Consider the following 20,514-nt stretch of genomic DNA (forward strand, 5'->3'; position numbering starts at 1 on the left):
GCACCCCTGCCGCGTGCCGGACCCGCCTCTCAACCAGTGCCTTGCCTGGCTTGCTTCCGGCGGCCAGGTGCCGCTCTCGACAAACCAGGCGAAGCCCTTCGGTGGGTCAGAGCTCGACCGGGGTGTGGGACATGTCGTGGGCGACGGCGACCGGCTCGTTGGTCAGCCGGCCCGCGTGGGTGTTCAGCCCCTTGGCGAGGCTGTCGTCCGCGCGCAGCGCCGCGGTCCAGCCGTGGTCGGCGAGCTGCACGACGTACGGCAGCGTCACGTTGGTCAGCCCGTACGTCGACGTCCGCGGCACGGCGCCCGGCATGTTCGCCACGCAGTAGAACACCGAACCGTGCACCTCGTAGGTCGGCGCGTCGTGCGTGGTCGGCCGCGAGTCGGCGAAGCAGCCGCCCTGGTCGATGGAGATGTCCACCAGCACGCTGCCCTGCCGCATCCGGGAGACCAACTCACTGGACACCAGCCTCGGTGCCTTCGCCCCGGGCACCAGCACCGCGCCGACCACCAGGTCGGCCTCCAGCACGGCCTGCTCCAGTGCGAACGCGTTCGAGGTGACCGTCCGGATCCGCCCACCGAAGTCGTGGTCGATCTGCCGCAGCCGGTCGACGTTGGTGTCCAGCACCTCCACGTCGGACCCGAGACCGAGGGCGATCCGCGCGGCGTTCAACCCCGCGACGCCACCACCGATCACCACCACGCGCGCCGGGTGCACCCCCGGGATCCCGCCGGGCAGCACCCCGCGGCCACCGCTCGGCTTCATCAGCGAGTGCGCCCCCACCTGCGCGGCGAGCCGGCCGGCCACCTCGGACATCGGCGCCAGCAGCGGCAACGACCCGTCCGGCAGCTGCACCGTCTCGTATGCGATCGCGGTCGTGCCCGCGGCCAGCAGCGCCTCGGTCAGCGGCCGGTCGGCGGCCAGGTGCAGGTAGGTGAACAGCACCTGGCCGGAGCGCAGGAACCGGTACTCCGGCTCGATGGGCTCCTTGACCTTCAGCACCAGCTCGCCCTCGGCCCAGGTGTCCTCGGCGCTGGCGAGCACCTTGGCCCCGGCCGCGATGTACTCCTCGTCCGAGATCGCCGACCCGATGCCGGCATCGGTCTCGACGAAGACGTCGTGGCCACGCTGGGTCAGCTCGTGCACTCCGGCCGGCGTCAGCGCGACCCGGTACTCGTGTTTCTTGGTCTCACGGGGGACGGCGATACGCACGATGGTCTCCTGACGGGTTCGCGACGCTCTGGGGCTGGTGGGGTGTTGTTGCCCACGGTGAACCACCCGGACGGCGGTGTCATCGTGCCGCCCCGACAATCTTGCGCCCTTCGGATAGGTCTCGCACGACAAGCCTTGACCTCTCCTCAACTGGAGGTACGAGGCTGGGTCCACCACGTACACGAGGAGTAGGAGCAGGCATGCGTGCCGTGTGGTTGACCCGGTTCGGCGGGCCCGAGGTGCTCGTCGAGGGCGAGGCTCCGGACCCGGCCCCCGCCGCGGGACAGGCGCTGGTCGAGGTGGTGTTCGCGAACATCACCTTCGTCGAGACCCAGTTCCGCGCGAGCGGCCGGGGACCGTTCACCGGCACGCCGCCGGTGGTTCCCGGCAACGGAGTGGGAGGGGTGGTCAGCGCCCTCGGCCCCGATGTCGACCCCGACTGGGTGGGCCGACGGGTGGTGACGGCCACCGGAGGATCCGGCGGCTACGCCCAGCGAGTCGCGGTGCCGGCCGAGGGGCTCTTCGTGGTGCCGGAGGAGCTCGCCCTCGACGCCGCGGTCGCGCTGCTCGCCGACGGGCGGACGGCCGCGATGATGGTGGACGCCGCGCGACCGCGACCGGGGGAACGGGTGCTCGTCGAGGCCGCCGCGGGTGGCGTGGGCAGTCTCCTCGTGCAGCTGGCCGCGACGGCCGGCGCCAGGGTGGTCGCGGCGGCCGGTGGCGAGCGGAAGGTGGCGCTGGCCAGGGAGCTCGGTGCGGAGCTGGTTGTCGACTACCGCCAACCGGACTGGCCGGAGCGGGTCCGGGCCGCGGTCGGCGGGGTGGACGTCGTGTTCGACGGGGTCGGCGGGGAGACCGGACGGGTCGCCTTCGGCCTGCTCGACCGCGGGGGCCGGTTCGTCGGCTTCGGGCTGGCCAGCGGCAGCTGGGCGGACGTGCCGGCGGAGGCGGCCGCGGAGCGTGGGATCACCGTGACCTCGGGGCCGCCGGTGGATCCGGCCGCGGTACGCCGCTACACGGAGCACGCGCTGGCGGAGGCGGCCGCGGGCCGGCTGCGCCCGGTGATCGGGCAACGGTTCCCGCTGGCGCGGGCGGCCGACGCGCACGCCGCGATCGAGGCCAGGGCCACCGTCGGGAAGACCCTGCTGGAGGTGGCGTGATGGCGGGCGTGCGGATCGGCGTGGTGCTGCCGCCGTTCGGTGCCGACGCCGGGCGTGAGGTGGCCGCCGCCGCCCGGCACGCGGAGCGCCGCGGGCTGGACTCGGTGTGGACCGGCGACCATCTCGTCGCGGTGCGGCCGAAGCTGGACGCGACGATGGTGCTCACCGCCGCCGCGGCCGCGACCGAGCGGATCCGGGTCGGCTTCGGGGTGCTCGTGCTGGCGCTGCGGCCGGTGGCCTGGGCGGCGAAGCAGGTCGCCACGCTGCAGCACCTCTCCGGTGGCCGGGTGGTGCTCGGCGTCGGGGTCGGCGGTGACGTGCACGGCGACATCGGCTGGCACGCGGCCGGGGTGCCGTTCGCCGAGCGTGGCCCGCGCACCGACGCCGCGCTGGAGGTGCTGCCCGGCCTGGTCCGCGGCGAACCCACGGTGCTGGACGACAGGAAGGTCACCCTGGAGCCGGGCGCCCCGCTCCCGCCGGTGTTGGTCGGCGGTGGCCGGGCCGCGCTGCGCCGGGCGCTGCGGTTCGGCCACGGGTGGTACCCCGCGTTCACCGACGAGGCCGTGATCGCCGACGGCGCCCGCCGGCTCGCCGAGCGGGCCGCGGAGCTCGACCGGCCGGCGCCCGAGGTCACCGCCGGGGTGGTCGCGGTGCTCGGTGACGTACCGCGGGAGCGGATCGAGGCCGAGGCACGGTCGCTGGCGGGCTACGGGATGTCCGAGGACGAGGCGTTGCGCACCCTGCTCACCGGCGGCCCAGCCGCGGCCGCCGACCGGATCACCGCTCTGGCCGCCGCGGGTGCGACAGAGGTAGTCGCCCTCTGCCGAGGCGACGACTGGTTCCACCAGGTAGAACTCCTGGCCGAAACCCGCCGCCTGCTGACCACGGCCTGACCCCCCGGCCGCTCACCACTGGACCAGACCCCGCCCACCCCGGGGGCGGGCGGCCGGTCCAGCGTATCGGCGGACGGCCGCGGAACCCGCCACGCGCGAAATCTGTGGATGGTTTCGAGCGATGTGGACAACTCGACGGGCCGCTGCGGGTGCACCCTGCGGCGGGGTTGCCCCGTCGCGGGTGGTTGGGTCCCCACCCCGAAGCTGAATTGTGTTGACGGTCGTCGGTGCCGTGTCAAGGCGGGAAAGCGTGCCTTGACACGGCACCCCCGCCCGCAAGGCGGCTTCGGATCGGGGTGGGGAGGGGGAATGGCTGATGCCCCCGCGCCTACGGGGACGTACCGCGAGCCGGGTGGAACGGGGGCCGGCCACGTCTGAGGGCGTGCCCCGACCCGGGATGGAACGGCTAACGCCCCCACCGCTGAGTGAGGCGCACCCCGCCGAGGCTGTGTTCCCCGGGCAGCAACCTCGCGTCCTGACGGGGTGGGGACCTTGGCAGGACGCGAGCCGAAGGTGGCCTTTGGCTACCCACGCGATACTCGAGACCGCCGTGGGCTCGCAAGCAACGCCCCCCGAAAGCAGACCTCGCCGTCCCAAACGCGTAACTCGCGCTCCCGAACGAAGCGCTCGCGCTCTCGAGCCAGGCCCCTCACGCCCGGCCGCCCACGGCCCCCGCCGCGAGGCCCCAGCGAGCGAGCGCCAGCGAGCGAAGCGCCCCAGAAGTCCCAGAGCCAGCCCCAGCCAAACGCACCCTCACCCACAAGGCGCCCACCAACCCCACAGGTGACCCAGCGAGCGAGCGCCAGCGAGCGAAGCGCCCGACAGACATGGCACCCCCCGCATCGCTGGTCCACGACCAACGCCACCAGCGCTCGCCCAAGGCGAGGAGCTCGCACCGTGGGGGGTGTGGGGGGCTCGGCCCCCCACAGCGAAACAAGGAACCGGGAAGGTGGCGCGAAGCGACACCGAACAGGAAGGAAGGGGCGGCCCGCTCAACCAGCCTGGGGGTCACTGGGAGCGGGCCGCCGGGTACTAGCTTAGGGCGTCTCCGGAGATTTCGCGCGCCGGGGTGGGCAAGTCGTTGCAATTTTTTTGCCTCAGCGGGCCGAGCGGATTGCTCGACCCGACAAAGTCCCATGTCACGGGCTCGCCCCGACAGGAAGATTAATCGCCTTCGAGGCTGTCCCGCGTGAGTTTTCCGGGTCGGGAGGGTGAGCGAGATCGCCCCCGCGACACGCGGGAACGACCGGTGTACCCGATCGGTCCAACGGTGTGGTGCGGCAGGATGACGCCCACGAGCACGTGACGACACGGCGTAGGGAGCGGAATGCACGACGGCAGTGGCCGGATAGCGGTGCACGACCTCACCAAGCGGTTCGGGCCGGTCATGGCCGTGCAGAACCTGAGCTTCGCGGTGGAGCCCGGATCGGTGACCGGCTTCCTCGGCCCCAACGGCGCGGGCAAGACCACCACCCTGCGGATGCTGCTCGGGCTGGTGACCCCGACGGCGGGCACCGCCACGATCAACGGCCGCACGCACGACCAGCTCGGCAACCCGGCCAGGGTGGTCGGGGCGGTGCTGGAGAACGAGGGCTTCCACCCGCGCCGCGCGGCGCGCGACCACCTGCGGGTCTACGCGGCCGCGATCGGCGTGCCGGACCAGCGGGTGGATCAGGTGCTCGGCCTCGTCGGCCTGACCCCGGCGGCGACCCGCCGCGCCGGCGAGTACTCGCTGGGCATGCGGCAGCGGCTGGCGCTGGCCACGGCCCTGCTCGGCGACCCGCAGGTCCTCGTGCTGGACGAGCCGGCCAACGGTCTGGACCCGGAGGGCATCGCCTGGCTGCGCACCTTCCTGCGGTCCTACGCCAGCGAGGGCCGCACGGTCCTGGTCTCCAGCCACCTGCTGGCCGAGGTCGAGCAGACCATCGACCAGGTCGTCATCATCAACCGCGGCCAGACCATGTACCAGGGCAGGGTGGACCACCTCCGCGACGCCCAGCAGGCCCGCGTGGTGGTGCGCCCCGCAGACGCCGCCGCGCTGGCCATGGCGCTGCGGGAGGACGGCGTGTCGGACATCCAATCCACCCCGGACGGCGGGCTGGTGCTGACCGGCGCGACCCCGCGGCGGGTGGGCGACGTCGCCCTGCGGGCGGGTGTGGCGATCTACGGCCTGCACGAGGAGGCGGCCGACCTGGAGCGTATGTTCTTCCAGCTCACCAGCTCCCCGCCCGCCCCGGGCTGGGCGCCGCCACCGGCCCCTGGCCAGCCGCAGCCACCACCCGGCTGGGGCCCACCGCCGGGGTACCAGCAGCATCCGGGCGTGACGGGCCAGCAGGGTTGGGGAGGACAGGGCTGATGGGCCGGCTGATCAGGGCGGAGTTCCGCAAGACGCTGAGCCTGCACACGTGGTGGGTGCTGATCATCCCGCTGGTGGTGCTGTCCTTCGGGTTCTCCTTCGTCTGGGGCAGGATCACCAACGACTTCGTCGGCTACATCGGCAGCGGCACCGCCGGCGAGCTCGCCCGCGCGGTCGGGCTCGACCCGGACGCCTTCCCGGTGGGCCTGCTGTCGATCGCGCACGGCGTGAACATCGCCACGCTCGTCCCGCTGATCTTCGGCGTCTTCGCCCTCGCCGGCGAGTACCACAGCAGGACGATCACCACGACGTTCCTCACCGCGCCGAACCGGGTGTCCGCGCTGAGCGCGAAGATGATCGCCTACCTGGTGTGGGGCACGCTCTACGGTGTCCTGAGCTTCGGCGTGTCCGCGCTGGCCACGCTGATCACCGTGGACTCCGAGGGCCTGCCGACCGGCCCGCAGTGGCTGGGCGCGTTCGGCGGCACGGTGCTGGTCTCGGTGCTGGTGACGCTGTTCGGCATCGGGTTCGGCGCGGTGCTCAACAAGGTGACGCTCGCCGTGGTGCTGCTGCTGATCTACTTCCTCGCGGTCGAGAACGTGCTGGTGCTCATGCTCTGGGACACCACGACCGTGCTCGGCGGGATCCTGCCCAACGGCACGGCCAACGGCATCGTCGGCGGGATCGCCGCGGACGCCTTCGGCATCGACACGCTGAACCTGCCGGGCGCGGTGGAGACGTGGGAGCAGTACGGCCTGCAGATGGCCGCGGGCGCGCCGGGGGTGTTCTCGTGGTGGGCTTCGGCGCTGGTGTTCTTCTGCTGGACCATGGTGTTCTTCGTCGCCGGCTGGGCCGCCAACCAGCGCAGGGACATCACCTGAGACCCGCCGCTGTCGGACACCGCGCCTAACCTGGGCTCGTGATCAAGGCGAGCCCCGTTCCGGCGCGGCCCCGCGAGGCACCCGCCGACCACTCCGCCGATCCGGCCCCGCCGGCCACTCCGCCGGTCCGGACCGGCTGGATCCGCCGGTTGGTCGCGGCCTGCTGGCGGCACCCGGCGCTCGTGGTGCTGTCGCTGGCCGCCGCCGTCGTCGGGGTGGGGCTGCAGGCCGCCACCCCGCTGCTGGTGAAGGTCGCGGTGGACGACGCCGTGGCCGGGCGGACGGCGCGGCTGGGCTGGCTCGCCCTCGCGCTGGTGGGGCTGCAGCTGCTGACCTTCGGCGGCGCGTTCGCCCGCCGCTACCTCGGCGGCCGGCTCGCCCTGGACGTGCAGCACGACCTGCGCCGCTCGGTGTTCGGCGCGGTCTCCCGGCTGGACGGCGGCAAGCAGGACGCGCTGCGCACCGGGCAGATCGCCGCGCGGGCGATCACCGACCTGCAGCTCATCACCGGCATCCTGATGCAGGTACCGCTGTCCGCGGGCTCGCTGATCTTCGCGCTGCTCGCGCTCGGCGTGATGCTCGTGCTCTCGCCCGCGTTGACACTGATCGCGCTGGTGGTGGCACCCGCCATCGGCATCGTCGTCGCGGTGAGCCGGCGGCGGCTCTTCCCGGCCACCTGGTCGGCCCAGCAGCGCGCGGCCGACCTCGCCCAGCACGTCGAGGAGACCGTCACCGGCGTGCGGGTGGTCAAGGGCTTCGGCCAGGAGACCCGCGAGGTGAGCAGGCTGTCCGGGACGGCCCACCGGCTGTTCGCCGAGCGGCTGCGCGCGGCGAGGCTGTCCGCGGTGCCGACGGCCACCACGTCCGCGTTGCCGGCCGCCGGCCAGGTCGCGGTGCTCGGCCTCGGCGGGCTGCTCGCGCTGCGCGGGGAGATCTCGCTCGGCACGTTCCTGGCCTTCGCCACCTACGTCACCGCCCTCGTCGGTCCTTCTCGGATGCTCGCCAGCCTCGTCGTACAGGCGCAGCTCACCCGCGCCGGCGCGGAGCGGGTGTACGAGCTGATCGACGCCCAGCCCGAGGTGCGCGACCGACCGGAGGCGCGGCCGCTGCCGGAGGGGCCGCTGGAGGTCGAGCTGTCGGGCGTGCGGTTCGGCTACACCCGGGCCGAGCCGGTGCTCGACGGCCTGTCGCTGCGCGCCCGGCCCGGCGAGACGCTCGCGCTGGTGGGCACCGCGGGCTCCGGCAAGTCGACGGTGTCGCTGCTGCTGCCCCGGTTCTACGACCCGCACGCCGGGACGGTACGGATCGGCCCGCCCGGCGCGGCCGTGGACATCCGCGGATACCGGCTGGCCGAGCTGCGCCGGGCCATCGGCGTGGTGTTCGAGGAGGCGTTCCTCTTCTCCGCGTCGGTGCGCGACAACATCGCCTACGGCCGGCCGGACGCCACCGACGAGGAGGTGATCGCCGCCGCGAAGGCGGCCGAGGCGCACGAGTTCATCACCCGCCTCCCGGACGGCTACGACACCGCGGTCGGCGAACGCGGGCTGACCCTGTCCGGCGGGCAGCGGCAGCGGCTCGGCCTGGCCCGCGCGCTGATCACCGACCCGCGGATCCTGGTGCTCGACGACGCGACGTCGGCGGTGGACACGGCGACCGAGGCGGCGATCCACGACACCCTGCGCGCGGTCACCGCGACTCGGACGACGCTGCTGATCGCGCATCGCAGATCGACGCTCGCGCTGGCCGACCGGATCGCGGTGCTCGACGCCGGCCGGGTCGTGGACGTCGGCACCGCCGAGGAGCTCACCGGGCGCTGCGCGCTGTTCCGGGAGCTGATCGCCGACGACACGCTCGACACGCGGCACGCGCCGCCCCGCACCGCCGGCCCGGCGCGGGACGGTGTGACACCGGAGCTGTGGCCGGAGGTCGGCGGCCGGGACGACGTCGCCGAGCTGGCCGAGTCGGCGGCCCAGCGCGCGCCGGCCACCACGCCGCAGGGTTCGGGCGGGCCCCGCGCGTCCGCCGAGGTGCCGCCGACGCCCGAGCTGCTCGCCGGGGTGCGGGCCCTCCCGCCGGCCACCGACGCCCCGGAGCTGCCCGGCGTCGACCCGGCGGCACCCGACCCCGCGTTCCGGCTCGCCCGGCTGCTGCGCCCGGTGCGGGGCCTGCTGGTCGCCGTGGTGGCGCTGGTCGGCGTCGACGCGCTCGCCACCATCGCGCTGCCCTCGTTGTACCGGTACGGGGTGGACTCCGGAGTGACCGCGGGCGCGGTGTCGGCGGTGTGGATCGCCGCGGGGATCGGCGCGGCGGTGATCGCCGCCGACTGGTTGGTGATCGCCGCGCAGACCCGGCTCACCGCGCGGGCCGGCGAGTCGGTGCTGTACCTGTTGCGGGTGCGCAGCTACGCGCACCTGCAGCGGCTGGGTCTGGACTACTACGAGCGGGAGCTGTCCGGGCGGATCATGACCCGGATGACCACCGACGTGGACGCGCTGTCCACGTTCCTGCAGACCGGGCTGGCCACCGCCGTGGTGAGCGTGCTGACCATCGCCGGCATCGGGGTCGCGCTGCTGGTCACCGACCCGGCGCTGGCCCTGTACGCGCTGGCCGTGTTGCCGGTGCTGGTCGTGGCGACGGTGATCTTCCGCCGGCTGGCCTCCGCCGCGTACACCGAGGCACGGGAGCGGGTCAGCGCGGTGAACGCGGACATGCAGGAGAACATCAGCGGGCTGCGGGTGGCGCAGGCCTACACCCGGGAGGAGCGGTCGGCCGCGGCGTTCGCCTCGCGCAGCGACGCCTACCGGCGCTCCCGGTTGCGCGCGCAGCGCTACGTCGCGACCTACTTCCCGTTCGTGGCGCTGCTGTCCGGGGTCGCGGAGGCGATCGTGCTGGTCGCCGGGGCACACCGGGTGGCGGGCGGCACGCTGTCGCCGGGTGTGCTGCTGGCGTTCCTGCTCTACCTCGGGCTGTTCTTCTCCCCGATCCAGCAGCTGTCCTCGGTGTTCGACGGCTACCAGCAGGCGAAGGTGGGGCTGCGCCGGATCGGCGACCTGCTGCGCACGCCGACGTCGGTGCCACCGGCGGCGGACCCGGTGCCGGTGCGCGGGCGGCTCCGCGGGGACGTGGTGTTCGACCACGTCGACTTCCGCTACCCGGGCACCGAGGAGCCGGCGCTGCGCGACGTGTGCCTGGAGGTGCCGGCGAGGAGCACGGTGGCGCTGGTGGGGGCGACCGGCGCCGGGAAGTCGACCGCGGTGAAGCTGGTGGCCCGGTTCTACGACGTGACCGGTGGCGCGGTGCGAATCGACGGAGTGGACGTGCGGGACTACGACCTCGCGGCGCTGCGCGGCCGGCTGGGGGTGGTGCCGCAGGAGGCGCACCTGTTCTCCGGCACGGTGGCCGACAACGTGCGGTACGGCCGGCCCTCGGCGAGTGACGCCGAGGTGGAGGCCGCCGTGCGGGCGGTGGGCGCGCTCGACGCGGTGGCCGCGCTGCCGGCGGGGTTCCACCAGCCGGTCGGCGAGCGGGGCCGCTCGCTGTCGGCGGGGCAGCGGCAGCTGGTGGCGCTGGCCAGGGCGGAGCTGATGGACCCGGACGTGCTCCTGCTGGACGAGGCGACCGCGGCGCTGGATCCGGCGACCGAGGCGGCGGTGCTGCGGGCCACCGAGCACGTCACCCGCCGCCGCACGACGTTCGTGGTCGCCCACCGGCTGGCCACGGCCGCCCGCGCGGACCGGATCGTGGTGCTCGACCACGGCCGGGTGGTCGAGCAGGGGGGCCACGCCGAGCTGCTGGCCGCCGAGGGCCACTACGCCCATCTCTGGCGCCTCGGCTCCTGACGGCGCCGACAACGCCTACAACCGGTAGGTGTCGATGACCCGCTTCTGCTCGTCGGCCTGTGCCACCAGGAAGTCCACCAGCGACGGCCAGCTCCGGGTCACCGACTCCTCACCCTCGTCGTACCAGTGCACCCGCCCGGACGGCTCCCCCGGCTCCATCCAGTACACCTGATAGCCCTGGTGCAGGCCGACGACCACCGATCCAGGGAGCATCAGGTGCGCGACGTCGTTCTCCGCCAGCAGGTCGCGGGCCTCCTCGACCAGCTCGACGAGCTGAGGGTAGAAGAAGTCGCTGCCGCGGAGGAACCGGCCCGCGGACCGGCCCATCGTCCGGAGGAAGTCCACGTACTGCCCGGGCAGGGCCGGCACCCGCTGGACCGCTCGGATCTCCTCGATCTCGGTCGCCGAGCACGGCACCAGGTCCTCCCTGGCGGCCAACCCCAACGACACGAGATGCTCGACGACGTCATCGACCGTGTCCGGCACCGGTGGTCCTCCCGGGTCAACGCCCATAGTCCGAATAGGTCACCTCGATGTTCGGGAACGCCTCCCGGAACTGGCGGATGACGCCCTGGCAAGGGTCGCACACCGGCCGCTCCGAGTAGATGTGGATCCTGCCCTTGGCGGAGGGGTCGAGGTTCTTCGCGATGTCCTCCAGCATCTTCCACTCCGAGTCGGCCTGCTTCCACCCGGGATCGAACCTCGACGACTCGGGCATCGGCACCGAGCCGGGATACTGGTGCTTGCCGCTGACCCCGATCGACTCGCCCGAGACCCCGTCGATCTCGTAGCGGGCGATCGCGATGTTCTTGCTCTTGCCGACCTGGTTCCGCTCGCGGTAGTTGTCGATCTGCTCGCGCGGGCACGGGGACAACCCGAGCGGGTCGGCCTCCACCAGCGGATTCGGCGCGTAGCCGTACGGGTTGGGTCCCGGTGCGGCGCCGAGCGGGTCCGGACTGACGTACTGCCCGATCTCCGGGTCGTAGTACCGCTGGAAGTTGTAGTTGAGCCCGGTCTCCGGATCGTGGTACTGCCCGGGGAACCGCAACGGCGTGGACGCGGTGTAGTCCAGCCGGGCGAGCGCCTTGCCCCACACCGTGGTCCGCTGGGTCCAGGCGATCTCGCCGTTCTCGTACAGCAGCTCCGTGGGCGTGCCGATCAGGTCGGTGACGATCGAGTAGAACTGCTCGTCCACCCACTCCTGCGGCAGCTCCGCGGAGCGCACCCGCTCGACCTGGGCCAGCGGCCGGAACGTCTCCGGCTCGAAGTTCCACGTCGTCGCCCGACCGCCGGTGTCGATCTGCTCGGCCAGCTGGATGCCGTCCCAGACGAAGTGCACCGCCTCCAGCACCGTGCCGTCGGGTCCGAGCCGCTCCTTGCCGACCCGGCGACCGAGCGCGTCGTAGGAGTAGCGCCACCGGCTGCCGTCCGGGGTGACCACGGCGACCAGCCGGTCCTCGGAGTCCCAGGTGTAGTGCCACGTGTCGGGCTTCGCGGAGAGCCGCCGCTTCTGCCGAACCGTGATCCTTCCCTGGGCGTCACGTCGGTAGTGCACGCGCCCCGCCCTGCGGACCATCGTGCCGGCGTACTCACGCTCACCCTGCGATTCCTCCGCGCCCGGCCAGCTCGCCAGCACGGTGTTCCCCACGGCGTCGTAGGCGTAGCGCTCCCGCCAGCCCTGCCCGGCCACCGCGCTCACCCGACCGAGCCGATCGAGCTCGAAGCGCCGGGTGCCGGCCAACTGGTCCGCGACGAGGGCGAGTTGCCCGTCCGCGTGGTAGCGGTACTCGCGGTGCTGGACCAGGCTCGCCCGGTGGGATTTCGGGCCGCGGTTGGCGACGGTCGACACCGTCTGCGCGACGAGCCGGTGGTTGGCGTCCCAGGACTGCGCCAGAACCGTCCCCGTGTCCAGCAGGCGCTCGACCTCGCGGCCGGCCGCGTCGAAGCCGAACATCATCGTGCGGCCGGCGGTGCGCAGCGTCACGTGCCTGCCGTTGCCGTCGTAGTCCCAACCGCTCACGGACCCGGTCGGGGTGACCCGGCGGACCCGGCGCCCGACGGCGTCGTAGGTGGACCGGACCGCCCTGCCGTTGATCGTCTCCACCAGGACACGGCCCACGGGGTCTCGGTGGAACTCGACGTCGGCGGCACCGTTGACCGCCCGCACCATCCGGCCGATCGGGTCGTAGCGAAACTCGGCGGTGGTGTCGGCCGACTCCCGCCGCACCAGGTTGCCGAGCTCGTCGTAGTGGAACCGGGTGACCTGCCCCGCGCCGTTGACCCGTTCGACGAGCTGCCCCGCCGCGTCGTAGGTGTAGCGCAGTTCGCGGCCGGACGAGTCGGTCTCCCGCACCAGCCGTCCCGCGGCGTCGTAGGTGTAGCGCCAGGACAGTCCCGCGGCGTCGTCGACGGCGACCACGCGGAGGTCGGCGTCGTAGGTGAACGTGGTGCGCGAGCCGTCGGGCCTGGTCTGCGTCGCGGGGAGGTCGAAGTGCGTCGTCTCGGACCGGAAGGCCCGGCCCAGCACGTCGACGTGCTCGATCTGGTTGCCTTCGCCGTCGTACCGCCACCTTTCGGTGCCGCCGTCCGGCCTGGTCCGCGAGAGCAGCCGGCCCTCGACGGTCCAGGAGAACCGGGTCACCCCGCCCATCGGGTCGGTGACCGCGACGATCCGGCCGAACTGGTCGCGGTCGTACCGCGTCGTGGCGCCGAGCGAGTCGGTGACCGCGATCGGCAGCCCGGCGGCGTCGGTGACGACCTCGCGGACGTTGCCCAGCGCGTCGGTCACCCGCCGGACCCGGCCGAGCTCGTCGTAGTCGTAGCGGGTGACCGCGCCCGCCGGATCGGTGACGGCGACGACGTTGCCACGCTCGTCGTGCTCCCGGTGCCACGTTCCGCCGTCCGGGTCGACGACGACGGTCGGCGACCCGTCCTCGGTGTACTCCACCTCGGTGCGGCTGCCGTCCGGCCGGACGATGGCGACGAGGTCACCGGCGTCGTCGTAGTCGAACCGGGTGGTGCGACCGAGCGGATCGGTCCGGGAGCACAGCCGGTCGAGCTCGTCCCACTCCTGCCGAGTGGTGTTGCCGAGCGGGTCCGTCTCCGCGACGACCTGGTTCGCGGCGTTCAGCTGGTAGATGGTGGTGTGCCCGAGCGCGTCGGTGAACCGGGTGACCAGGTTCTCCCGCTCGTAGGAGAACGTGCCGTTCAGGAAGCCCCCGGAGCCCTGGTTGGCGATGCAGCGTCCGTCGGCGTCGTAGAAGTAGCGGTACCACTCGCCGTTGCGGTCGGTCCACTGGGTGAGCCGCCCGGCGGTGTCGTAGGAGAACCGCATGGGCCGGTTGGACGAGTTGCGGACCTCGGTGAGATGGCCGGCGTCGTCGTATCCGAAGCGGACGAGCGGGACGTCCGGCCCGCTCGCACCGCGCAACCGGAGCTCCCTGACCCGGGAGCCGGCGATGTCCACGTCGATCCGGTAGCCGCCGCTGTGCCGGACCGAAGCGACCATTCCCTCGGAATCCCGGTCGAAGTCGATCCGGTTTCCGTTGCGGTCGCCGACCGCGGTCAGCGGCGCCTCGGTCGGCCCCGCGGGGAAGTGCAGGGTCTGGCCGCTGTCCCGCCGGGTGATCGTGTACCCCTCGGCGGTCCGGCACAGCGGCCACCGCGGACCCACCCGCGGCAGCACCGCCTCGGTGTTGGTCGTGGCCGGGTACACCAGCAGCATGCCGTCCTCGGCGACGTACACCACGCCCTGGTCGTCGAACTCCAACCGCTGGTCCAGTGTGGACGCCCAGGACCGGCCGAAGCTCCGGCCGACCCGGTAGGAGGACACGTGCGTCCGGCGCAGCACCAGCGGAAGCACGCCGGGCAACTCGACGTCGACCTGCCCCGCCACCACCTCGCCGGTGGCGATGTCGATCGGGTCGTTGCAGGTGTTGCGCGAGCCCTCCGGGGTCTTCGTGTCGTGCGGGTTGTCCGGGCGGCTCGGGGTGCTCGACCCTGCCGACGACCGCTGGGTGCCGTCGGGGCTCCGCCCGCCGGGCGGCGAGTCCGGGCCGGTGCCGGACGGGCTGGTGCCGTCCGGTGACCTGGTCGGGCCGGGGGTGTCCGGGGAGCGGGTGCCGGACGGTGTGGTGGGCGCGTCGGGGGTCGACGACGGCGTGGTCGCCGAGGACGGGGTGGTGCCGCCGTCCGGCGTGCGGACGGTCGGCGCGTCGACCTTCGGCCCGCTGGGCGCCGCCGACGGCGTCGTGCCGCCGCCACCGCCGGCGCGGCGGGCGAGTTTGGCCAGCTTCTTTATGATCTCGCCGAGCTTGTCGACGATCTTCCGGATCCGCGGCGTGACGTTGGAGATCGTCTTCAGCAGCTTGCGGATGAACTCCGAGATCCGGTTCACCGCCTTGGTGATGGCCGCGGTGGCCTGCACCGCGATCGCCGGGGTCGCGAAGCCCAGCGTCGCCGCCGCCTCGAGCGCCCAGGTGATCAGCTTGCCGACCAGCTCGGCCACCAGGTCGCGGACCAGCTCGCGCACGGCGGCCACCACCGTACCCATGATCATCACGCCGGTGGAGATGCCGTCGGCCAGCGTGGCCGCACCGGCCAGCGCGTCGGCCTGCTCGGCGCCGGCCTGCCGGTAGGCGTCCGCGGCGTCGCCCCGCCAGCCGGAGGTACCCGCGTCGACCTCGTTGGCCAGGTCGCCGGCCACGGTGTTCACCTCGGCGGCCACGTTGGCCCAGGTCTCGGAGAACGACTGGATCACCGGCGGGTCGCCGGCCAGCCAGTCCAGCGCCTCCTTCAGCGGCTGGACGTGCTCGATCAACCACGACACGCCGTACTGGAGCAGGGTGCCGATGGGGTCGATTACCATCGACAGCACCTCGAGGCCGACGCCGACCACGCCGAGGCCGGCCTCCACCCAGCTGCCGTCGGCCACCCCGTTGGCCAGGTCGGCCGCGGACTCGGCGATCCCGATGCCGGTCACCGCGGTGGTCTGCGACCGCGGCTGCGCGACGAGCGGGTTCCCCTCGGGCATTACGGCGCACCCCCGGTTTTGGTGATGGCCGCGGCGGTGTCGTCCTCCCTGGCGGCGTACTCGGTGGCGGCGTCGCGCACCTTGCCCGCGCCGTCGCCGACCGACTCGGCCCCCTGCCGCAGCACCCGCACGCCCATCTGCTCGAACGGGTCGAGCAGCAGCGCGAAGGGCTGGCAGATGACCCCGTAGGCACTGTTGTCCATGGTCACCTGCTGCGCGGCCTGCACCGCCGTGCGCAGCCGCTCGGCGAGGCCCTCGACCTTGCCGGCGTGCGTCCGCAGCTCGTCCTCGAGGATCTCGAAGCCCTGCCCGTTGCCCATCCCTACCCCTCCAGTGGTGGCGCCCTACTCAGTCCCGTCCTCAGTCCCGTCCTCAGTCCCGTCCTCAGTCCCGTCCTCAGTCCCGCCGCAGGAACGACTGGTCGCCGAAGTCCTCGTCGTCGTCATCGGACCGTTGGGGGCGGCGCCGGTCCTGTCCCCGCTGCCCCTGCTCCGGGCCGGGTGGGGCGGTCCGCGGCGGCCGGGGCGGCCGGGGCGGTGCCTCCTGCTCGTCGGCCTCGGTCTCCACCCGGAGCTCGCGGCCGGACGGCTCCGGCGCGGCCGGCTCGTCCTCCTCCGGTGGGCTGGGGAACTGCTCGTAGGCGGTGGCGACGAGGTGCCGGGTGGTGTCGTCGTCGCCGACCGTGGCCGCGGTGATCTCCCGCAGCCGCTCCGGGTACCGGGACTGCGCCCTGCGCATCGCGCGCAGCACGTTGGCGGCGATCTCGTCCGGGCTCATCGCGCGCACGGCGTCGGTCATCCTGACGTCGGTGGGCAGGCCGTTGTGCCCGACCGTCACGCTCACCGCACCCGAGGCGACCGACTCGGTGATCGAGATCTGCTCCACCTGCTGCTGCATCCGCTGGTAGCGCTCGGCCGTCTCGGCGGCGCCCCGCTCCCAGTTCCGCACCATGCGCTCGACGTCGTCGAGATCGGCCACGGCGGCCCCCTTTCGTCCCAGGGACAGACGGCGCGCGAGGCGCGCCGGTTCCCACCCTGGCGCACGGCCGCACGCGGGTGGCGCGCTTCCGGCAAGGCCTACCCGACTGGCCCATCCGCGACCGCGGAGCGCGAGCAGCACGCCTGGTCAGAATCGATTCAGTGAGAAATCCCAACGACCGGCGGCTCCGCTCGCGCCAGTTCGCTCACATGGCGCTACGCGAGGGGGTTAGCCTGGTAGGCGCGTAGTCGGACAAGTTCAGGCCACAGGTGACGAGTTGCTCGAGGCGAGTGGTGGGCCCGCGACTCGGCGGCGCCCCTGCCGTCGGGAACCACTGGCCGTGGTCACGGCTGGCTCGGCGCATCCGGCGGCGCTGCAGTACCCAGACCACGAGATCGAGAATGGATAGAGGCGAGTCTCTGCCGTGTCCAGCAGCAGCAGTCCTGCGTCACAGTTCGGCCCCAACGAGTGGCTCGTCGAGGAGATGTACGACAAGTTCCTCGCCGACCCCTCGTCCGTAGATGCCGCCTGGCATGACTTCTTCGCCGACTTCAAGCCGACGCAGGCTGCCCGGTCGACCCAGTCATCCACCGCTACCCCCACCGAGCCGGCGGGCGGCTCGAGCAACGGCCAGGCACCGACGCGCGCGCCGCAACCGGCGAAGCCGGCGAGCGCGGGGCAGGAGGCCAAGGCCAGGTCCGCCGCCGAGCAGCGCGCGGCCAGCAAGCCGGCGGCGGCACCGGCCGCGAAGGCGCCGAGGACGGAGCGCCCCGCCCAGCCCAGGGCCGAGGAGAAGGCCCAGCCGGAGTCGAAGCCGCTGCGTGGCGCCGCCGCGGCCATCGCCAAGAACATGGACGCCTCGCTGACCGTGCCAACCGCGACCAGTGTGCGCGCGGTGCCGGCCAAGCTGATGGCGGACAACCGGATCGTGATCAACAACCACCTGAAGCGGACCCGGGGCGGAAAGATCTCCTTCACCCACCTCATCGGGTACGCGATGGTGCGGGCGTTGCACGACTTCCCGAACATGAACCGGTACTACGCCCTGATCGACGGCAAGCCGCACGCGGTGACGCCCGAGCACGTCAACCTCGGCCTCGCCATCGACATGAAGGGCAAGGACGGTTCCCGCTCGCTGGTGGTGGCGTCGATCAAGAACTGCGAGGACATGACGTTCCTGCAGTTCTGGCAGGCCTACGAGGAGATCGTCAAGAAGGCCCGCAACAACAAGCTCACCGCCGACGACTTCGCCGGCACCACGATCTCGCTGACCAATCCCGGCGGCATCGGCACCAACCACTCCGTGCCCCGGCTGCAGGCCGGCCAGGGCGCCATCATCGGCGTCGGCGCCATGCAGTACCCGGCGCACTTCGAGGGCACCAGCGAGCAGACCCTGGTCGGGCTCGGGGTCAGCAAGATCATGACGCTGACCTCGACCTACGACCACCGGATCATCCAGGGCGCGGAGTCCGGCGAGTTCCTCAAGCGGATCCACCAGTTGCTGCTCGGCGAGGACGGCTTCTACGACGACATCTTCACCTCGCTGCGGCTGCCCTACGAGCCGGTGCGCTGGGTCGAGGACATCCCCGAGGGGGAGATCGACAAGACCGCCCGGGTGCTCGAGCTGATCGACGCCTACCGGATGCGCGGCCACCTGATGGCCGACACCGACCCGCTGAACTACCGGCAGCGGCGGCACGAGGATCTGGACATCCTGTCCCACGGCCTGACCCTGTGGGACCTCGACCGCGAGTTCGCGGTCGGCGGGTTCGCCGGGCAGCAGCGGATGAAGCTGCGGGACGTGCTCGGTGTGCTGCGCGACTCGTACTGCCGCACCGTCGGCATCGAGTACACCCACATCCTCGACCCGGACGAGCGCCGCTGGATCCAGGACCGGGTCGAGATCCCGCACGCCAAGCCAGACCCGGCCGTGCAGAAGTACATCCTGTCCAAGCTCAACGCGGCCGAGGCGTTCGAGACGTTCCTGCAGACGAAGTACGTCGGGCAGAAGCGGTTCTCGCTGGAAGGCGGCGAGACGGTGATCCCGCTGCTGGACACCGTGCTGGACAAGGCGGCCGAGCACGAGCTGGACGAGGTCGTGATCGGGATGCCGCACCGCGGCCGGCTGAACGTGCTGGCCAACATCGTCGGCAAGCCGATCTCGCAGATCTTCCAGGAGTTCGAGGGCAACCTCGACCCCGGCCAGGCGCACGGCTCCGGTGACGTCAAGTACCACCTGGGCGCCGAGGGCAAGTACTTCCGGATGTTCGGCGACGGTGAGACGAAGGTGTCGCTGACCGCGAACCCGTCGCACCTGGAGGCGGTCAACCCGGTGCTCGAGGGCATCGTGCGGGCCAAGCAGGACATCCTGGACAAGGGCGGCGAGGGCTTCACCGTGCTGCCGATCCTGCTGCACGGCGACGCCGCGTTCGCCGGGCAGGGCGTCGTCGCCGAGACGCTGAACCTGGCGCTGCTGCGCGGCTACCGCACCGGTGGCACCGTGCAGGTGATCATCAACAACCAGGTGGGCTTCACCACGGCGCCGGAGAACGCGCGGTCGACCCAGTACGCCACCGACGTGGCGAAGATGATCGGCGCGCCGGTGTTCCACGTCAACGGCGACGACCCGGAGGCGGCGTTCTGGGTGGCGCAGCTGGCGGTCGACTACCGCCAGGCGTTCAACAAGGACGTCGTCATCGACATGATCTGCTACCGGCGCCGGGGCCACAACGAGGGCGACGACCCTTCGATGACGCAGCCGGCGATGTACGACATCATCGACACCAAGCGCAGTGTCCGGAAGACCTACACCGAGTCGCTGATCGGCCGCGGGGACATCTCCATGGAGGAGGCCGAGGCCGCGCTGCGCGACTTCTCCAGCCAGCTCGAGCACGTGTTCAACGAGGTGCGCGAGCTGGAGAAGCACCCGGTGAAGGCCAGCCCCTCGGTGGAGGAGGAGCAACAGGTCCCGGCCAAGGTGCCCACCGCGGTCTCCCACGGGGTGGTGGAGCGGATCGGCGACGCGTTCGTACAGCTGCCCGAGGGCTTCACCCCGCACCCACGGGTGAAGCCGGTGCTGGAGCGCCGGTACAAGATGTCCCGCGAGGGTGGGATCGACTGGGCGTTCGGCGAGCTGCTCGCGTTCGGGTCGCTGGCGATGGAGGGTCGGCTGGTGCGGCTGTCCGGGCAGGACTCCCGGCGCGGCACGTTCACCCAGCGGCACTCGGTGCTGATCGACCGGAAGACCGGGCAGGAGTACTCGCCGCTGCAGCACCTGGCCGAGCACCAGGGCCGGGTGATGATCTACGACTCGGCGCTGTCGGAGTACGCGGCGGTCGGGTTCGAGTACGGCTACTCGGTGGCCAACCCCGAGTCGCTGGTGATGTGGGAGGCGCAGTTCGGCGACTTCGTCAACGGCGCACAGACGATCATCGACGAGTACATCTCGTCGGGTGAGGCCAAGTGGGGGCAGCGGTCCGACGTGGTGCTGCTGCTGCCGCACGGGCACGAGGGGCAGGGCCCTGACCACACGTCCGGCCGGATCGAGCGGTTCCTGCAGCTGTGCGCCGAAGGGTCGATGACGGTGTCGGTGCCGTCGACGCCGGCGAACTACTTCCACCTGCTGCGACGGCACGCGCTGGACGGGGTGAACCGGCCGCTGGTGGTGTTCACCCCGAAGCGGCTGCTGCGGGACAAGAACGTGAAGTCGTCGGTCGAGGAGTTCACCGACCAGTCGAAGTTCCTCTCGGTGATCGACGACGCCGAGGTCGACCCCGGCACGGTGCGGAAGGTGCTGCTGACCTCGGGCAAGTTGTACTGGGAGCTGGCGGCCGAGCGGGAGAAGCGGGGCGTCGACGACGTCGCGCTGGTGCGGGTCGAGCAGTACTACCCGCTGCCGAAGAAGAAGCTGCTCGCGGCGGTGGAGCGCTACGCGAACGCGAGGGAGATCATGTGGGCGCAGGAGGAGCCGGAGAACCAGGGCGCGTGGCCGTTCTTCGGGTTGCACCTGCCGCGTAAGTTCCCGGACGTGTTCGCCGAGCTGCAGGTGGCGGCGCGCCGCCCGATGGCGGCCCCTTCGGCCGGCTCGTCGAAGGTGCACGAGGTGGAGCAGAAGGCGATCATCGACAGGGCACTGGGCTGAGTCTGGTGAGCTGAACCGGCC

Annotated in this window: 11 protein-coding genes; 6 read left to right on the forward strand and 5 right to left on the reverse strand. The window is 72.3% G+C overall.

The annotated features are described in order from the left end of the window. Positions 1–106: 106 nt before the first annotated feature. Positions 107–1,213, reverse strand: a complete 1,107-nt coding sequence (gene ald / locus BM051_RS06100) for an alanine dehydrogenase (protein ID WP_092528998.1) — start codon at positions 1,211–1,213, stop codon at positions 107–109. Positions 1,214–1,413: 200 nt separating this feature from the next. Here ald and BM051_RS06105 point away from each other — a divergent pair, with 200 nt between their 5' ends. From BM051_RS06105 to BM051_RS06125, 5 genes are all read left to right on the forward strand, one after another. After that, positions 1,414–2,373 (forward strand): zinc-binding dehydrogenase, encoded by a 960-nt coding sequence (locus tag BM051_RS06105; protein WP_092529000.1) that lies wholly within the window; start codon positions 1,414–1,416, stop codon positions 2,371–2,373. Then, on the forward strand, positions 2,373–3,266 hold the full coding sequence (locus BM051_RS06110) for an LLM class flavin-dependent oxidoreductase (protein WP_243859189.1): 894 nt from the start codon (positions 2,373–2,375) through the stop codon (positions 3,264–3,266). The genes BM051_RS06105 and BM051_RS06110 overlap by 1 nt, the downstream gene beginning before the upstream one ends. 1,327 nt (positions 3,267–4,593) lie before the next feature. Then, positions 4,594–5,622 (forward strand): ABC transporter ATP-binding protein, encoded by a 1,029-nt coding sequence (locus tag BM051_RS06115; RefSeq protein ID WP_092529003.1) that lies wholly within the window; start codon positions 4,594–4,596, stop codon positions 5,620–5,622. Further along, positions 5,622–6,503, forward strand: coding sequence for an ABC transporter permease subunit (locus tag BM051_RS06120; RefSeq protein ID WP_092529005.1), 882 nt, complete (start codon positions 5,622–5,624; stop codon positions 6,501–6,503). Before BM051_RS06115 ends, BM051_RS06120 begins: the two co-directional genes overlap by 1 nt. Before the next feature lie 140 nt (positions 6,504–6,643). Beyond that, entirely contained in the window at positions 6,644–10,342 is a 3,699-nt protein-coding gene (locus BM051_RS06125) for an ABC transporter ATP-binding protein (RefSeq protein WP_243859251.1), read from the forward strand. A 15-nt stretch (positions 10,343–10,357) separates the two neighbouring features. Here BM051_RS06125 and BM051_RS06130 read toward each other — a convergent pair whose 3' ends face one another. The 4 genes from BM051_RS06130 to BM051_RS06145 all read right to left on the reverse strand — a co-directional run bounded on the left by BM051_RS06130 (position 10,358) and on the right by BM051_RS06145 (position 16,352). Continuing rightward, the gene (locus tag BM051_RS06130; protein WP_092529007.1) at positions 10,358–10,828 is read right to left on the reverse strand and encodes an SMI1/KNR4 family protein; all 471 of its coding nucleotides are present in this window, start codon (positions 10,826–10,828) and stop codon (positions 10,358–10,360) included. 16 nt (positions 10,829–10,844) lie between these two features. Then, the gene (locus BM051_RS06135; protein WP_092529009.1) at positions 10,845–15,374 is read right to left on the reverse strand and encodes a DUF6531 domain-containing protein; all 4,530 of its coding nucleotides are present in this window, start codon (positions 15,372–15,374) and stop codon (positions 10,845–10,847) included. Then, positions 15,374–15,694 (reverse strand): type VII secretion target, encoded by a 321-nt coding sequence (locus tag BM051_RS06140; protein WP_092529011.1) that lies wholly within the window; start codon positions 15,692–15,694, stop codon positions 15,374–15,376. Before BM051_RS06140 ends, BM051_RS06135 begins: the two co-directional genes overlap by 1 nt. Positions 15,695–15,770: 76 nt before the next feature. Then, positions 15,771–16,352 carry a YbaB/EbfC family nucleoid-associated protein gene (locus BM051_RS06145; RefSeq protein WP_092529013.1) on the reverse strand — a complete coding sequence of 194 codons (582 nt, stop codon included), beginning with the start codon at positions 16,350–16,352 and terminating at the stop codon, positions 15,771–15,773. 484 nt (positions 16,353–16,836) lie between these two features. Here BM051_RS06145 and BM051_RS06150 point away from each other — a divergent pair, with 484 nt between their 5' ends. Then, the gene (locus tag BM051_RS06150) at positions 16,837–20,493 is read left to right on the forward strand and encodes a multifunctional oxoglutarate decarboxylase/oxoglutarate dehydrogenase thiamine pyrophosphate-binding subunit/dihydrolipoyllysine-residue succinyltransferase subunit (protein WP_243859252.1); all 3,657 of its coding nucleotides are present in this window, start codon (positions 16,837–16,839) and stop codon (positions 20,491–20,493) included. Positions 20,494–20,514: the final 21 nt, after the last annotated feature.

Source organism: Amycolatopsis arida (genome assembly GCF_900115565.1).
Lineage (GTDB): Bacteria > Actinomycetota > Actinomycetes > Mycobacteriales > Pseudonocardiaceae > Yuhushiella > Yuhushiella arida.

What these genes read in the sequence shown, in the direction of transcription:
- BM051_RS06120 (WP_092529005.1), top strand. Translation starts at nt 5,622, where the DNA reads ATGGGCCGGCTGATCAGGGCGGAGTTCCGCAAGACGCTGAGCCTGCAC.
- BM051_RS06140 (WP_092529011.1), bottom strand. Translation starts at nt 15,694, where the DNA reads ATGGGCAACGGGCAGGGCTTCGAGATCCTCGAGGACGAGCTGCGGACG.
- BM051_RS06150 (WP_243859252.1), top strand. Translation starts at nt 16,837, where the DNA reads ATGTACGACAAGTTCCTCGCCGACCCCTCGTCCGTAGATGCCGCCTGG.
- BM051_RS06110 (WP_243859189.1), top strand. Translation starts at nt 2,373, where the DNA reads ATGGCGGGCGTGCGGATCGGCGTGGTGCTGCCGCCGTTCGGTGCCGAC.
- BM051_RS06135 (WP_092529009.1), bottom strand. Translation starts at nt 15,374, where the DNA reads ATGCCCGAGGGGAACCCGCTCGTCGCGCAGCCGCGGTCGCAGACCACC.
- BM051_RS06115 (WP_092529003.1), top strand. Translation starts at nt 4,594, where the DNA reads ATGCACGACGGCAGTGGCCGGATAGCGGTGCACGACCTCACCAAGCGG.
- BM051_RS06105 (WP_092529000.1), top strand. Translation starts at nt 1,414, where the DNA reads ATGCGTGCCGTGTGGTTGACCCGGTTCGGCGGGCCCGAGGTGCTCGTC.